Origin of the sequence: Myxococcus sp. MISCRS1 (assembly GCF_026626605.1) — a bacterium.
GTDB lineage: Bacteria > Myxococcota > Myxococcia > Myxococcales > Myxococcaceae > Myxococcus > Myxococcus fulvus.
This window is the reverse complement of sequence record NZ_JAPNKB010000001.1, coordinates 8,798,997-8,814,408: the sequence shown is the minus strand read 5'-3', so window position 1 is coordinate 8,814,408 and position 15,412 is coordinate 8,798,997. Positions and strand designations below refer to the sequence as shown.

Sequence of the window (15,412 nt, the reverse complement as noted above, 5' to 3'; positions counted from 1 at the left end):
CCACGACCCGGCGCGCCGTCACCCGGCGGCGCGCCGCCGTCTCTCAATGGGGGCGCGTCGAGTCCGTGCTCTCGTCGAGCATCCGCACCGCCACCGCGCGACATCCGCCACACACCACGCCCGCCCGCTCCCAGTGCACCTGGTCCTCGAGCTCGCGAGCATCCTCGGGCCCCTCTTCCAGTCGCCGCACCAGCGCCGCGAGCGCGTCCTGCTCACCGTCCTCCGACGCCTCGGCGGACTCCAGCACGTCCTGCTCGCCCTCGAGGACCAGCTTGAAGCGGTAGTACACCTCGCGTGGGTTCAGGGCGCGCCCACACGTCGCGCAGTGCCGAAGTCGGGGTCCGGTCATCGCAGGTGGGCTCCCTCGCTCGGGTGCGCAACAGCCATGGCATTCCGCAACCCCCAGCGTGGCACACTGCCACGCCCTCCCGACACTGCTTCCCTGAATTCAGGGAGATAGTTTGAGGCACGAGGATTGCTGGCAACCCCGGGTCCCACGTCCCCCAGGGTCCACCCCTTCGTGTCTCATCCATGAATCACCCGTCTCGTCCCGAAGTCGCGGGGGGCCCCGTCGTGGCCTCCGAGCGAGTCCCGTTCGTCTTCCCGAAGCCGAGGCGCTCCGGGGCACTCGCCGCGCTGTTCATCGCGCTCACCGCCTGCGAGAGCACGCCGTCCGACAAGGGCTCCGGGCCCGGGGTGGAGGAGGAGACGGCGTCACCGGTCGTCACCATCGACGCCATGGACAACGAGCAGCACGTGCTGCGTGGCGGCTTCCAGATGGACGCGGGCGTCGTGCGCGTGGAGGTCTACGAGGGCTCCATCCTGCTCGGGCTGGCGGTGCTCGAGGACGGACGGTGGAGCATCCCGTGGCAGCCGGGCCACGAGAGCGAGTCGCTGGAGGTCGTCGCCTATCACGACAGCGGGACGGAGGTGCGCACGCGCCTGGAGTTCCAGCGGCTGGGCTTCGGCACGCAGGACAGCCTGTACGCGGCCGAGGCGCTCCTGACGCTCCCCACGTCCCCGGACACGACGACGCGCTACACGCTGGATGGCTCCACGCCGGGCCCGACGTCTCCCGTCTACACGGCGCCGTTGGTGCTGCTCAACCGACGCGGGCAGCCCGCGCCGCTCAGCCTCATCCCGACGAATCCCGCCGAGTCACCGGAGCCCTGGCGCTGGAAGCCGCCCACCGCGCCCTCCACGCTCGCGACGGTGGTGCGCGTGCGGCGGTTCGCGGGCGAGACGCCGGTGGACGCGGGACAGGCGCGCACGTACCTCATCGGACAGCCGCGCGCGTACACGTTGCCGGTGTTGTCGTTGGCGACGGACGCGGCGAACTTCTTCGGTGACGAGCAGGGCATCTACGTGCCGGGCCGCGTCTACGCCGAGACGCCGGGGCCCATGGAGGGCTGGGGCACGGGCAACTACATGCAGGACGGCAAGGACTGGGAGCGCCCGGTCCACGTCGAGTGGTTCGACGCCGTGGGCGCGACGGTGTTCGCGCAGAACGCGGGCGTGCGCATCCACGGCTCGGGCAGCGCGGCGATGCCGCAGAAGAGCCTCCGGCTGTACGCGAAGGAGGAGTACGGCCCGGAGCTGTTCCAGGCGGACGTGTTCCCGGACCATCCGCTGCGCGAGTTCAAGCGGCTCATCGTGCGCACGTCGGGGCAGGACCAGGTGGGCTCCAAGCTGCGCGACTGCGCGCTCCAGGGCTTGCTGCGCGAGACGTCCCTGGCGCTGCAGGCCTGTCAGCCCACGCTGGTGTTCCTGGATGGCGAGTACTGGGGACTGCACGAGCTGCGCGAGCGGTATGACGAGTACTACCTGGCCACGCACCACGGGCTGAAGCGCAAGGACATCGTCATCCTGGAGGCCGACGGCATCCTCGACACGGGCGAGGACGCGGACGTGCTGCCCTACCAGGAGTTGCTCGCCTACGTGCGCGAGCACGACCTCTCCGTCCCCGAGCACTCCGCGTACGTCGCGGCGCGCATCGATGTGGAGGACTTCATCGACTACCACATCGCGGAGGTCTACTTCGGCAACGAGGACTGGCCGGACAACAACGTGAAGTTCTGGCGCCTGCGCGGTGGGGAGACCTCCGGCGACACGGGGCCCGGGGATGGGCGGTGGCGCTGGCTGCTCCACGACTTGGACGCGGCCTTCATCGGAGGTCCCGAGGCCAACTCACTCGGCCGGCTGCTGCGCGACGAGCGGCTCGGCGAGTCCTTCGTCGTGCTGTTCCGGAGCTTGATGAAGTCGCCGGACTTCAAGGGTCTGTTCGTCTCGCGCTTCCAGTGGCACCTGGAGAACACCTTCGCGCCGGAGCGGGTGCTGGCCCTGCTCGACGAGGCCGCGGCGCGGCTCGCGCCCGAGATGGCCGAGCACGTCGCGCGGTGGGGTTACCCGGCCTCGGTGGAGTCGTGGCAAGCGGAGGTGGAGTGGATGCGCGAGTGCGCGCGTCGTCGGCCCGAGGCGCTCCAGCGTCATCTGCGGGAGGAGCTGGGCGCGCCCTGAGCCCGTCTTCCTCATGCCGCGTCGACCCGACCTGGATGCCCTGCGGGGGTTGCTGCTCGTCCTGATGACGCTGACGCACCTGCCCACGCGGCTCAACGCGTACACCAGCCAGCCGTTCGGCTTCGTCTCTGCGGCCGAGGGGTTCGTGTTCCTGTCGGCGTTCCTGGTGGGGGGCACGCATGTGAAGGCGTGGGACGCGCCGGGGAAGCTGTGGCGCGGGCTGCGGCGCAGAGCCCTCAAGGTCTACGCGCACCACGTCGGGCTGCTCTGCTTCGCCTTCACCTTCATCGGCGCGGTGGGCTGGCTCACGCGCCGCCCCGCGGTGCTCAACCTGCTCGACTTCTTCCACCAGGAGCCGCTCACGGCGCTGCTGAGCAGCCTGGTGTTGCTGTACTGCCCGCCGCTGCTGGACATCCTCCCGCTCTACGTCGTGCTGCTGTTCCTGTCGCCCTTCGTGCTGACCGCGGCGCGCCATGCGGGCTGGGGGAAGGTGGTGTGCCTCAGCGCGCTGGTGTGGCTGTGGGCGCAGCTGGGGCTCAAGCGGGAGCTGTACGGCACGTTGGGGTCCGTGTCCTGGCTGCCGATGAAGGTGGACCACTCCGGGGCGTTCGACTTGTTCGCCTGGCAGTTCCTCTGGGTGCTCGGCGTGTGGCGGGGGAGCCTCAGGGCGCGGGCCGCCGGGAGCCCCGCGCCGCCGCGCCTCCAGTGGGTGTTGGCGTGGGGAGTGGTCGTCGTGTTCCTGCTCGCGCGGTACGAGGTGCCAGGGTTCCAGCTGTTCACGAGCTGGCCCGTGCTGCTCGACAAGTGGACGCTGGCGCCGCTGCGGCTGGTGAACTTCCTGGCGCTGGCGCTGCTCGCGGACCGGGGTGCGCCGCTCGTGTATCGCTGGCTGCGGCCGAGGGTGCTGGAGCTGTTGGGCAGCGCGTCCCTGCCCGTCTTCAGCGCCCATCTGGTGTTGTGTCTGTTGAGCCTCGCGCTCATCAACGAGAGCGAGGCGCCGCTGGACAGCCTGGAGGAGGTCGCCGTGCTGGTGGTGACGTTCGCCGGGATGGTGGTGGTGGCGCTGCATCACCAAAGGCGCGCGGCGCCCCTCACGGGCTGAGCCGGGCGCGACCGAGTCAGAGCACCTGGCGAAGGCCGAAGCGGCCCCGGGCGCGGAGGGAGTCTCCGTCCGTGGCGACGACGGGGGTGAACTGCCCCTGGCTCGGCTCGTAGGCGTGCACGCAGCCGTCCTCGAGCTGGTAGACCCAGGCGTAGAGGTTGAGCGCGCGGTTCGCGAGGGCCTCGGCGACCGTGGGATGGGAGCGCAGGTTCTCGAGCTGCACGAGGACGTTCTCACCGACGGCCGCATCGAGGAGGGCATCTCCGCTCAGGTGGGCGTAGCTGGCCTCGACGATGCGCCGGGTGGACTCCGCGTGGCGCAGCCACTGGGCCATCTGGGGGAGCTTGTCGAGGAGCTGGGGCTTGAGCAGACCGTGCATGGCGCCGCAGCGGGTGTGTCCGCAGACGATGATGTGGCGGACCTTGAGGGCGGCGACGGCGTACTCGATGGTGGCCGCGGTGCCGTTGTTGGCGGTGCTGTAGGGCGGGACGATGTTGCCGGCGTTGCGGATGATGAACAGCTCGCCGGGCCCGGCGCCCGTCACCTCGTTGGGGAGGACGCGAGAGTCGGAGCAGGTGATGAAGAGGACCTCGGGGTTCTGCGCCTCCGCGAGCTTCGAATAGAGGTCTTGCTTGGAGCGGAAGACCTCGGTCTGGAAGTGATGCAGTCCCGGGATGAGTTTCTCCATGAAGGCGCAGCCTTCACCAGGAGCAGCGCCTCCGACAACCCCATTGCGTGTGCCACGCGGGTGACGGTGAACATTTCCACCGGCCTGCGCGAAAAAGCCTCTCCACCATGAATGCACACGCAACGGCCGTGGCATCATCGACAGGCAGCACACGAAGCGTCAATCGCGTTGGGAGGAACCATGCGTACCCTGTTGACCCTGGGCCTTGCAGTCCTTGGCTTCCAGTTCGGCTGTGGTGTGGATGATGCCGACACGGAAGCGCAACCCGATATGGCTTCACAGGAGGCCCCGCTCCTCATCTGCCTGTCGGAGTACTTCATCAGGTATTACAGCGATGCAACCCTCACCACATCGGTCGGCACGGAGCGGTGCATCTGTGGAAGGACACCCGTGCGCACGGGGCAAAGGAGCCCGTACTTCATCGAAACTGACGGTGGGGAGTGTCCTGGCATTGCGCCGGAAGCCCGGGCGGATGGGACGGACACCACGCTCGAGATTCCTCCTCCCACGGCGACCATGAATTGCGAATGGATGGACGAGACCGAGCGAATCGAGTGCACAGCGAGCGCGAGCGGCGGAGTGACGCCCTATACCTACCAATGGCAAAGGGCGCACAACCTCGACGTCGATCCCGCTCCAGGCAACTGGCCCTGGCGCAATGGCACCACCACCTTCAGCGAGCCTTGCAAGTTCGGCCTCTACCCGGGCGGACGGTATTACTACAAGTACATCCGCTTCCGCGTCCTCGACGCCAACACCTACGTCTCGAACTTCGTTGAACAGAGCTTCCGCTGCTGGACGCCGAATCCGTAAACCCTCGGGATGATCAGGGCACTGAGCGGAACCCGCCTCGTGCCACCGTGGCAGCAGCGCGCCGTCAGGGAGGCGAGCATCCTCCCTGACGGACTCACGATATTGCACGAACCGGGAATCGAACCCGGACGACCCTTGCGAGTCAGCGGATTTTAAGTCCGCTGCGTCTGCCAGTTCCGCCATTCGTGCAGGCCCCCTGTCCTACCAATCCCCCTGCCCACTGCTCAACACCATTCCGAGGCCCCACGCCCGGGCCTCCCCCTGCCTCGTCTGCCCCAGCGCGCCCGCCTCTCGGACTCCGAGGGCGCCCGGCTTTCACTGTCCTGAAGGCGCCTCACGGGCACGACCCCGGGACGAACGACATCTCCGGTGTCACCGCGCATTCTGCGCGGGTCCCATTGGAACGACAGGGGAGAACGCCGCCCATGAGCACGTCGCCCCGTTCGCGCCTCCGAGCGGACGCCGTCCAGGCCCCCGCGCCCGGCGTGTATGCCTTTCGTGAGCCCCCCGACTCGCGCTCCGTGCTCCACCGAGAACTCGTGACCCACGCCTTGGGCCCCTGAGGAGAATCACATCCATGTTGTTTCAGTACCTTGAAGACAGCGCGCGAGCGGCCCCTCGACGGACAGCGGTCATCGACGGCGAGCGAGCCATCTCCTACGAGGAGCTCGACGCGGGCGCGAACCAGGTGGCCCGCACGCTCCAGGAGCTCGGCATCGGCCGGGGCGCGCGCGTGGGGCTCCACCTGACCAAGTCGCTCGAGGCCGTGGTGGGCCTTTTCGGCATCCTCAAGGCCGGCGCGGCCTACGTCCCCATCGACCCCTCCGCGCCGGAGTGGCGCCTGAAGTTCATCGCGAGGGACTGCGCGCTCGCGGCCATCCTCACCACCCCCTCCTGGCAGGCCTCGCTCCAGCAGGTGCAGACCCTGCGCGGAATCATCCTGGTGGGAACGCGACAGCCGAACACCACATCAGCACCTCCCGGGGAGAACCTCCCGACGACCCTGACCTGGGAGCAGGTGCGCACCCGCTCCACCTCGCGCCTGGAGAAGGACTCGCGCGCCACGGCAGAGGACCTGGCGTATGTCCTCTACACCTCCGGCGCCACCGGACACCCCAAGGGGGTCATGCACAGCCACCGCGCCGCGCAGGCCTTCGTCGAGTGGGCCTTCCAGACTGCGAACGTGCGCTCCTCGGACCGCGTCTCCAGCCTCTCGCCCTTCCACTTCGACCCGTCCGTCTTCGACCTCTTCGCCACGGCCAAGGGTGCCGCCACGCTGGTGCTGGTGCCCATCGAGCTGTCCGCGATTCCGCGGGAGCTGGCGGACTTCATCGCGAAGAGGGAGATCGCCATCTGGCACTCCGTGCCCTCGGTGCTCACCCAGCTCGAGGCCCGAGGCGAGCTGTCACGACATGCCTTCCCGCACCTGCGCACCGTGCTCTTCACCCGCGAGGTCTTCCCACACAAGTACCTGCGCAAGCTCGTGCTGACCCTGCCCAGGCCGCGGTACCTCAACCTCTACGGCACCACCGAGACGAACGTCTGCACGTACCACGTCGTCACGCCCGCGGACCTCGCGAGCCCCGAACCCCTGCCCATCGGCAAGGTCTGCTGCGGAGACGAGGTCTTCGTCATCCGGGATGACGGCGCGCGGGCGGCGGACGGAGAGGAGGGCGAGCTGTGCGTGGCGGGCCCCACGCTGATGAGCGGTTACTGGGGACAGGAGGAGCACACCCGGAAGGTGCTCGGCCCCATTCCAGGCCACCCCAAGGCCTATCGGACGGGGGATCGGGTCACCCGGGAGGCTGGAGGCGTGCTGCGCTTCCTGGGCCGCCGCGATGACCGGGTCAAGGTCCGGGGCCGCCACATCGAGCTGACCGCCGTGGAGGAGGTGCTGCTGCGCCACCCGGATGTCGAGGAGAGCGCCGTGCTGACGCTCCCGGACGAGCTCGCGGGCGGGGAGCTGCGCGCCTTCGTGGTGCTCAAGGACAACGCGAGCGCCAGCCTCCAGGACCTGCGACAGCACTGCGCGGACTACCTGCCGCCCTACATGGTCCCCACTCGCATCGACACCTGCGAATCCCTGCCGAAGACGACCGCCGGGAAGAAGGACCGCGTCCGAATCCAGGAGGACGCCCGCCAACGCGCCTGAGCTGTGTCGTCCCACCGCGTCGGGCCTGGCCCCGTGGCCTCGCCCAGCTGGACATCGGAGTGAGTCGCCATGAACGGGAGCGTGGGACACTCGGCATCCGAGCCTCGGGGACGGACGGGAGTCCGCCCGATGCACGTGGACCTCTGGCGGGACTTCGAGCGGCCGGGACACGTGGACGCGGCGAGCACATGCCACCTGCCCCGCGTCTTCCGTCTGTCCGGCCTGCTCGACTGGCGCGCGCTGCGTCTGGCGCTCGAGACCCTGCAACATCGCCACGGCGCTCCGTGGTCCACGCCCCCCGTGCCCGGCGTCTTCGTCCTCCCCACCATCAGCCTGCTCGATGGAACGCCCTATTCGGCGGTGCGAGAGGCCCAATTGGCCGAGGCCTTGCGCCACGAGGCCCGGCGTCCGGTCGACCGCCAGGGCGCGCCCCTCGCCCGGGCGACGCTGTTCGTCCTGGACGTGAGCGAGCACGTGCTCCGGCTCGAATTCCACCCCAGCCTCATCGACGTCCGGCCCCTGGACGTGCTGCTGTGGGAGCTCTCGGAGCTGTATGCCGCGTACCACCGAGGGGGACCCGCGCCCACCCTGTCGCCCGTGGAGCCGAGTCCCCGGCCGTCCGCGAACGACTTCGGGCGCGGCCCACGCGGGGATGACCTTCCGGCGCCCTCGCGGCGAGGCCCTCGCGGCGCACCCATCGCCGCCAAGGACGTGCTCGCGGCCTTGGGAGTGGCCGACGCCGCGCCCAGGGCAAGCGAGGACCTGGAACAGGTCCGTTGAGCGGAGGACAGCCCCGGGGCCTCCGGCTCGACCGGGGCCCGGGCAGGCTGGGGCCCGGGCCCGAAAGCCACCCGCCGGGCCCCTGGGGGATGCGCCAACCCCTTGGGAGCGTTGATGAATCCAGGGCCTCGGCCCGGGCCAGACGGGCCTGGGGGTCGGCTCTTCACTCTTCGACGCCTGGGATGCGCTCCAAGGTCGCATCCCACCTCCCCCCTGTTATAAAGCGCCCCCCATGCTTGAGACCGTCACCAAGGGCTTCCGCGCCGCCAAGAACCGCCTCGCCGGCAAGAGCGAGCTCACCCCGGAGCTGGTCGACGAGTCGCTCCGCGACATCCGCGTCTCGCTCCTCGAGGCCGACGTGGCCTTCGACGTGGTGAAGAAGTTCGTCGCCCGCGTCCGCGAGAAGGCCGTGGGAGAGCTCGTCCAGACCACCATCACCGATGCCTCGGGCCAGAAGCGCAAGGTCAGCCCGATGGACCACTTCATCAAGATCTGCCACGACGAGCTCGAGGCGCTGATGGGGCCGGTGGACACGGGGCTGAACCTCAAGCCCAAGGGTCAGCTGTCCGGCATCATGATGGTGGGTCTGCAGGGCTCGGGTAAGACGACGACCACGGGCAAGCTCGCCAACCGGCTGCTCCAGCAGGGCCGCAAGCCGCTGCTCGTGGCCGCGGACATCTACCGTCCGGCCGCCGTGGACCAGCTCAAGGTCCTGGGCGAGCGGCTCAAGGTGCCCGTCTACCACGAGCCCGGGGTGCAGCCGCCCGAGCTGGCGAAGCGGGGCTATGCCGCCGCCCGCGAGCAGAAGTGCGACGTGGTGCTCATCGACACCGCCGGTCGTCTCGCCATCGACGAGGCGCTGATGTCGGAGCTGGAGTCCATCAAGTCGAACGTGCACCCGGACAACATCCTGCTGGTGTGCGACGCGATGATTGGTCAGGACGCCGTGCGCACGGCGGCCGAGTTCGACCGGCGTCTGACCCTGGATGGCTTCATCCTGACCAAGCTGGACGGTGACGCGCGTGGTGGCGCGGCGCTGTCCATCAAGGAAGTCACCGGCAAGCCCATCAAGTTCCTCGGCATGGGCGAGTCGATGGACAAGCTGGAGGAGTTCCGTCCGGAGGGCCTCGCCGGCCGCATCCTCGGGTTCGGCGACATCGTCGGCCTGATGAAGGACTTCGAGAAGGTCGTCGACGAGAAGAAGGCCGAGGAGGACGCGCGCAAGCTGTTGTCCGGCCAGTTCTCGATGAAGGACTTCGTCGAGCAGATCCGCATGGTGCGGAAGATGGGTCCGCTCAAGGACCTGCTGGAGAAGTTCCCGCTCTTCGGCGAGATGACGGAGCACCTGAACCCGGACGAGAAGGAGCTCACCAAGATCGAGTCGATGTACGACTCGATGACGGTGAAGGAGCGCCTGCGTCCGGACCTCATCAACGCCAGCCGGGTGAACCGCATCGCGAAGGGCAGTGGTCGCAAGCCCGAGGACGTGCGGGAGCTGCTGCAGAAGTTCGGGATGATGCAGCAGGTGATGGGGACGATTGGCCAGAACCCGGGGCTCCTGGGTCGCATCCCCGGCTTCAAGCAGCTGGGTCAGCTGTCGCAGATGCGGAACATGGACCTCTCCAGCATGTTCGGTGGGGACCCGAAGATGATGGAGAAGATGATGAGCGGCGGGATGCCGGGCATGGGGTTGCCCATGCAGCTGCCGCAGGTGGCTCCGGGCTACACGCCCCCCATGGGCCAGGCCGCCATGGCGAAGGCCCGGTTGATGGGCTACGCCCCGCCGTCCGCCGCCGGAGCCAAGGGCGAGGACCGGGACGCCATCAAGGAGCGCCGCAAGCGGGAGAAGGAGAACAAGAAGAAGAACCGCAAGAAGCGGTAGGCGGTCAGGCCCCCGCTGGCCCGTGAGCACGCAGCCCGTGTCACCCGGAGACGTCCGGGGGGCGCGGGCTTTCGCTTGTCCGGGGTCCAGGGGCCGGGACGGGAGCCAGGGGATGAGACGGGGCCCCTGGGGCCTCGGGTGGGCCGGGGGCGTGTCATGGTAGGTGTCTGGCCTGGAACACTCCCTGCACAGCAGACCTTCATGACGAACCGACTTCGCCTGTCCGTCCCCCTCTTCGCCGTCTTCCTGCTGTCCGCCTGTATCGATGTCCCGGACGTCGAGGGGCCGGAGGACATCCCTGATGCGGGGCAGCCTCCCGACGCGGGGGGCCCCCCGGACGGAGGCGAGCAACCCGCTGGGGACTTCGAGCTCAGCGTCATGCCCACGGAGGACTCGATTCTCCAGGGTGACACGAGGAGCTTCCAGGTCTCGATCGTTCGCAAGAATGGCTTCAACGGGAGTGTCTCGGTCATGTTGGTGAGTCCCCCGGGAGGCATCACCGCGCCCTCGGTCACGATTCCCGGCGCGAGCACGGTCTCGAGCTTGAGCATCAGTGTTTCCGAGCAGGTTGCGCCCGGTCCTGTGACGCTCACGGTGCGTGGAATCTCAGGAGCGCTCCATCGAGACCGGAGCGTCTCGCTCACCATCGTTCCCCTGGGGGACCTGGCGGTCTCCTGGGTTGCGCCTTCAGCGTCGTACAGCGCCACGAATGGAGGACTGTCGGTCGAAGTTGCGGTGCAGGGAGGACAAGCCGAGAAGGTCGAGCTGGTAAAGGGAGACACGGTGCTGACCACGTGGACCGCGCCGCCCTACACGTACGTCTGGGATACGACGAGCGAGGCCGAGGGGGAGTACACGCTGGTGGCCAAGGCCATGAGAACGGGCTCGACGTTCGCGAGTGTCGCGAGGACCGTGGTGGTGGACCGGACGGCGCCGAGCATCGCGAGCAGGCAGCCGGCGCACGGGGCGACCCAGGTGAGCGCCCGGACCCGCGTCGAGGTGGGGTTCAGCGAGGCCGTGAAGGCGGCGACCGTGAGCACTTCGAACGTGGGGCTCATCGGGGATGGCGGCGTGCCCATTCCTGTCGCCCTGGAGCTGTCGGCGGATGGACGGACCCTGACGTTGACCCCGGCTGCGTCACTCGCCGCGTCCACGGCGGTGAGCGTGCGACTTGGGACGGCGGAGCAGCCCATCACCGACGAGGCGGGCAACATCCTCACCACGGGTGGTTCGTGGTCCTTCGCGGTCCCCTTCTGGCTGCCCATGGGAGGCGCCATCAGCGCGTCTCCTGGGAACACGCCCGCGGAGAACGTGGTGATGAAGGTGGGAACGGATGGGCTGCCCGTCATTGCCTGGTCGGAGTCGGATGGGACGAGCAAGAACATCTACGTCTCGAAGTGGGATGGGAACACGTGGCAGGCACTGGGTGCCGCATTGAGCGCCAATTCCGAAGCCTCGACCCATGCAGATCGCCCTGCACTTGCTATCGACGGAGCCAACATCCCCATCGTCATCTGGGAAGAGTTCTCGCCCGATGGGCGAACCATCAACTTCCACGGTCGACGTTGGCTCAATGCCTCCTGGCAACCGCTCCCTGCCTTCCCATCGCTGAGCGCAGAGCAGCGTGAGGCGCGCACCAAAGCCTCCGCTGCAATCGACGGGAATGGGACCCTCTACGTCTACGGCGACTTCTACACCGGAATCTCCAACAACCTCACCAGCATGCATTTCTCGCCCAATGGCTCCGCCTGGATAGAGTCCAATACCTCCTTTCCCACTGAGGAGCTCCAGCGGTGGAGCACTTCGCTTTCGACCTACGGCGCGAACACGTTGTTTGCGGCTTACACATCCATCCTCAGCACCGGCACGTTCGAGTACCGCGGGATCACGGTAATCAAGAACCACCGGACTCCGATCGGAGGACCCGTCCTCTCCGATACAAGCAGCCATGGGACGAACGACCCCTTCATTGCCATTGATGGGGCTGGGAATCCGTATGTCGCATGGAGCGAGACTCCTCGCGGGACGACGAGCGGAAACATCCATGTCGCCCATCACGACGGGAACTCCTGGAAGTTCCTCGCCCCCCAGAGCAATGACGCACAGAGTTCCAACGAGACTCCTGCCCTGGGAATCGACCCGCAGGGACGCCCTGTAGTGGCGTGGAGTGGATTCGTTCAGCCCGAGCGGGCCATCTTCGTCAAGCGTTGGGAGAACGAGCAGTGGAGCAGTTTGGGCCCTGCGCTCAGCGCAAGAGCGGGTTCAACCACCAGCAGCTTCAAGCCCGCTCTGGCTTTTGATGCCGAGGGAACGCCCCTGGTGGCCTGGCATGAGTTCACTGGGGCCACATCTGACATCTTCGCCTACCAGCTCAATCAGTGAGCACGCAGAGGAGTTGACGCGGCGCCTCCTGACGAGAGGCGCGGACATCTGGCTCCTCTCATTCTCGCGATTCTTCGGCTCAGCGACGATTGAAGTTACGGCTGCCCACGCTTGGGAACCACGAGCCCTTGGCTCAAACGCTTGAGAACACGCTTCCTCTGGCGCCGCTTGTAAGCCTCATGGGAGTTCTCTCCCAGTTCGTTCTGGCGCGCAGTCTCCGCATCGACGATCTGGAACTCGACCAGTGAGATGACCACGCGGCCTTTCCGAGACCGCGTGTCCTCATCGGGAGGCGGCAGGTACTCGTCCACTCGAACGGGAATATCCACCACGAAGTTCAGGGCCCGATACGAGCCCCCCGAGAAGCTATTGCCACTCCGGTCCTCTCGGTCCTCGAAGTCCCTGTCGAGGTGCAGGTGTGGAATGAACTGCTCGAAATGCGGGTGTTCACTCAACACGCCCTTGAACGGCAGCAACGTGTTTTCGGTCTGCCCCGGCACGACCAGGTGAAAGGGGAACAACCGCTGCGTCAGACTGTACAGGACAGGCAACAGGTCTTCGCGCGACCGGGTGACGATACGGAACCGCGTGCGATCATAGACCTGGGCCGCAACCGTTTCCTTCTTCGCCAGCAACTTCGTCACCAGTGAATCCTGGGTCTTGATGGAGTGGGCGAACTCCACGATAGGCAAGCCACTGGCCTGCATCTCCTGGGCGACCCGCAGAACCTTCTCAGTCACCAACTCCGCGAGTTCCGCCTCGGAGATGGCCAGGCGGAAGAGCAGATCTCGCCCCTCGATGTGCTGGATGACATGCATGACCTTCAAGACGACGCACGCAATGCGCCGGTGTCGGGCGTTGCCCTTCGCCCCCGAAGCCAGAAGGAAGAGATCATGGATCTCCTCTGGCCGAGCAACGGCATCGGCAACTCGATAGTTGTAGGTCTTGCGCAAGTACGAAACCGCGTCAGCCAACACCATCCGAGCCCAGGCCTCATCAAATGGCCGCGACAGGTCGAGCTGACAGAGCCTCAGAAAGCGGTCCACTTCATCCCGGACCTGGAAATGCATTCTCCGCCAATCAATGACGGAGCCCCCCCGCAGGATGAGCCGAATCCGCTCCAGCTCGCGAAGACCCATCTCCGCGACGCTGCGCACAGGAATGTCCGGGAGTACGGGGGTTAGGGAGGGGGCCTTCACGCTGTGACTTCCTAGTCGAGCACACCGCTTTGGGAAAGCCCCACCGCAAAGCACGAAGGGCCCTCGCCCCAGAGGGACGAGAGCCCTTGCCGCCAGGTGCTGGAACTGTCTACTGAGCAGCCAGCGGCTTGTCCGCGGCGTAGCGGACCTCAGACACCTTCTGGCCCTCCGTCGAGTAGCTCGTCTCCACGCCCTCCCGCTTGCCCTTCACCCAGGTCTGCTCGAGCTTCTTCGCACCGTTGGGGTGATATTCCACGCGAGCACCGTGGTAGTCGTTCTGCTCGAATTGGGTCTCCCCGGTCTTGACCCCATTCATGTCGTAGTAGGTCCAGCGCCCCGAACGGAAACCGTCCTTGTACTGGCCTTCCGACTGCTTCTGGCCATTGGCCCAGAAGTCGACATAGGGACCATGCAGCGCGGGGCGCTGCGGCGTCGAGCCGACCTTGACGCAGTAGACGCCGATCTCCTTGGTCACCCGACCACCCTTCTGCACAGTCCCTGAAGGACATTCGAGTCGGACCTCACGCCCGACGGACGAGTCCTCAGCGAAGGCCTGCGTTGCAAAAGCGGCCACACAAAGCGCAGCGAAACGATAGCTCATCGGGCTCTCCTTCTCGTACAGCGGCTGGCGCCTTGCGCCATCCCTCATTCAAACGGACCAGACGCGGCGAAATTCACGTCCATTTCTGCTGCTCGCCCGCCCAGGGACCAGGTCCTGGGCCAAACGCCAGGAGCCCCACCCCAATGAGTCAGGGATGAGGCTCCGGCGGGTTCTCTCCGTCACCGGAGAGACCTTCACGACATGCTGGCTACCGAGTCAGCTGCGCGCAGATCTCGTTGCCGTTCGTGAAGTAGATGCCGATGGACAGCGTCGTCGCGGAGGCACCCGGGCAGAAGTTCATGGTGAACTCCGCGTTCTTGCCATTGTTCGAGGTGGTGTACTCAGACGGACGAATGGTCTGGACGCCGTCGATCTGGCTGCCATTGACGCGCACGTAGAAGAAGCCCGGCAGACCCGCGACTGGGCAGGGAACGTGCCCGAGCCGGTCGCGCTCTGGTAGGCGCGAACGCGAGCCTTCGCGGTCATCCCCGTGGTGCCGCTGCCGGTGCCACAGAAGGTGTCCTGGCCGAACGAAACCTGGGTGATGTCGTAGATGATCGGACCGGAGGACGAGATGGTCCACACCGGCTGCTTGCCACCCTGCGCGGGGTCGAAGTTCGCGCACGTCGGCGCGGGGACCTCGGTGCAGGTGCCGCTGCTGCAGAACTGGCCGTAGAGGCAGGTGCTCTGGCCCGTGCCCGAGCAGGTGGTCGGACCCGTGTCGTCCTCCTCGCACTGACCGGAGGCCGTGTCACACACGCGGCCGGAGCCGCAGTCATCGTTCGAGTCGCACGCCGGGACGCAGACGTTGTCCAGGTTCGAGCAGACCAGGTCGCTCGACGTGCCGTCCGAGCCGCCATTGCACAGCGCGTCGGTGGAGCACTGGCAGATCAGCGTGTCGGACTGGGAGCTCGTCCCACCCAGCTCCGCGCAGGTCTTCGCGGAAGCGGGACAGTCGTTGCTCGTCGTACACGTCAGAACACAGACGCTCGCGTCCGGGTGACAGATTTCATTCTCAGCGCAGTCGTCGTTGCCGGAGCACGTCGTGCCACTCGGGTCGTCGTCGCCACAACCCGCCATCAAACCGCTCATCGCGCCGAGTGCCGAGAGCACGAGCATCATCTTACGAAGCTGCATGTTGGGAATCCCTCCGTGGATCTGCTTGGAATCGTCTGCTGGGGGGCCTCCGGCCACTGAAGTCAGGCCCCGACGTCCATACAAGCGGTTCGGCTTTAGTCCCGCCCGTCGTGACGTGTCAACGAGTGTCGACACGCCCACGGACGCGTCGCTCCCGCG

Annotated in this window: 12 protein-coding genes and 1 tRNA gene; 7 read left to right on the top strand and 6 right to left on the bottom strand. The window is 67.1% G+C overall.

What is annotated here, in order from left to right:
* Window positions 1–43: 43 nt before the first annotated feature.
* Window positions 44–349: a hypothetical protein gene (locus OWM54_RS35375; protein ID WP_223745748.1), complete on the bottom strand. Its 306-nt coding sequence runs from the start codon at window positions 347–349 to the stop codon at window positions 44–46.
* 182 nt (window positions 350–531) lie between these two features.
* On the opposite strand from OWM54_RS35375, the gene OWM54_RS35370 reads away from it, so the two are divergent.
* Both OWM54_RS35370 and opgC read left to right on the top strand, forming a co-directional pair.
* Window positions 532–2,517: a CotH kinase family protein gene (locus OWM54_RS35370; protein WP_267700283.1), complete on the top strand. Its 1,986-nt coding sequence runs from the start codon at window positions 532–534 to the stop codon at window positions 2,515–2,517.
* A 13-nt stretch (window positions 2,518–2,530) separates the two neighbouring features.
* Window positions 2,531–3,619, top strand: coding sequence for an OpgC domain-containing protein (opgC, locus tag OWM54_RS35365; protein ID WP_267700282.1), 1,089 nt, complete (start codon window positions 2,531–2,533; stop codon window positions 3,617–3,619).
* 16 nt (window positions 3,620–3,635) lie between these two features.
* Here the strand turns inward: opgC and OWM54_RS35360 are convergent, their stop codons facing one another.
* The gene (locus tag OWM54_RS35360; protein ID WP_141323624.1) at window positions 3,636–4,307 is read right to left on the bottom strand and encodes a carbonic anhydrase; all 672 of its coding nucleotides are present in this window, start codon (window positions 4,305–4,307) and stop codon (window positions 3,636–3,638) included.
* Between the two features lie 180 nt (window positions 4,308–4,487).
* Between OWM54_RS35360 and OWM54_RS35355 the strand changes: the two genes are divergently transcribed.
* Window positions 4,488–5,120 (top strand): hypothetical protein, encoded by a 633-nt coding sequence (locus OWM54_RS35355; RefSeq protein WP_223745745.1) that lies wholly within the window; start codon window positions 4,488–4,490, stop codon window positions 5,118–5,120.
* A gap of 103 nt (window positions 5,121–5,223) precedes the next feature.
* Here the strand turns inward: OWM54_RS35355 and OWM54_RS35350 are convergent.
* Window positions 5,224–5,309: transfer RNA gene (locus tag OWM54_RS35350), tRNA-Leu, on the bottom strand.
* Window positions 5,310–5,697: 388 nt separating this feature from the next.
* Here OWM54_RS35350 and OWM54_RS35345 point away from each other — a divergent pair.
* From OWM54_RS35345 to OWM54_RS35330, 4 genes are all read left to right on the top strand, one after another.
* Entirely contained in the window at window positions 5,698–7,272 is a 1,575-nt protein-coding gene (locus OWM54_RS35345; RefSeq protein WP_267700281.1) for an amino acid adenylation domain-containing protein, read from the top strand.
* A gap of 129 nt (window positions 7,273–7,401) precedes the next feature.
* Window positions 7,402–8,052, top strand: coding sequence for a hypothetical protein (locus tag OWM54_RS35340; protein ID WP_267700280.1), 651 nt, complete (start codon window positions 7,402–7,404; stop codon window positions 8,050–8,052).
* Between the two features lie 232 nt (window positions 8,053–8,284).
* Window positions 8,285–9,934, top strand: coding sequence for a signal recognition particle protein (gene ffh / locus OWM54_RS35335; protein ID WP_223745742.1), 1,650 nt, complete (start codon window positions 8,285–8,287; stop codon window positions 9,932–9,934).
* A 378-nt stretch (window positions 9,935–10,312) separates the two neighbouring features.
* The gene (locus OWM54_RS35330; protein ID WP_267700279.1) at window positions 10,313–12,316 is read left to right on the top strand and encodes an Ig-like domain-containing protein; all 2,004 of its coding nucleotides are present in this window, start codon (window positions 10,313–10,315) and stop codon (window positions 12,314–12,316) included.
* A gap of 95 nt (window positions 12,317–12,411) precedes the next feature.
* Here OWM54_RS35330 and OWM54_RS35325 read toward each other — a convergent pair whose 3' ends face one another.
* The 3 genes from OWM54_RS35325 to OWM54_RS35315 all read right to left on the bottom strand — a co-directional run bounded on the left by OWM54_RS35325 (window position 12,412) and on the right by OWM54_RS35315 (window position 15,253).
* Window positions 12,412–13,515 carry a TIGR04552 family protein gene (locus OWM54_RS35325; RefSeq protein ID WP_267700278.1) on the bottom strand — a complete coding sequence of 368 codons (1,104 nt, stop codon included), beginning with the start codon at window positions 13,513–13,515 and terminating at the stop codon, window positions 12,412–12,414.
* Window positions 13,516–13,624: 109 nt separating this feature from the next.
* Window positions 13,625–13,990 carry a toxin-antitoxin system YwqK family antitoxin gene (locus OWM54_RS35320; RefSeq protein ID WP_267700277.1) on the bottom strand — a complete coding sequence of 122 codons (366 nt, stop codon included), beginning with the start codon at window positions 13,988–13,990 and terminating at the stop codon, window positions 13,625–13,627.
* A 423-nt stretch (window positions 13,991–14,413) separates the two neighbouring features.
* The gene (locus OWM54_RS35315; protein WP_267700276.1) at window positions 14,414–15,253 is read right to left on the bottom strand and encodes a hypothetical protein; all 840 of its coding nucleotides are present in this window, start codon (window positions 15,251–15,253) and stop codon (window positions 14,414–14,416) included.
* Between the last annotated feature and the right edge of the window lie 159 nt (window positions 15,254–15,412).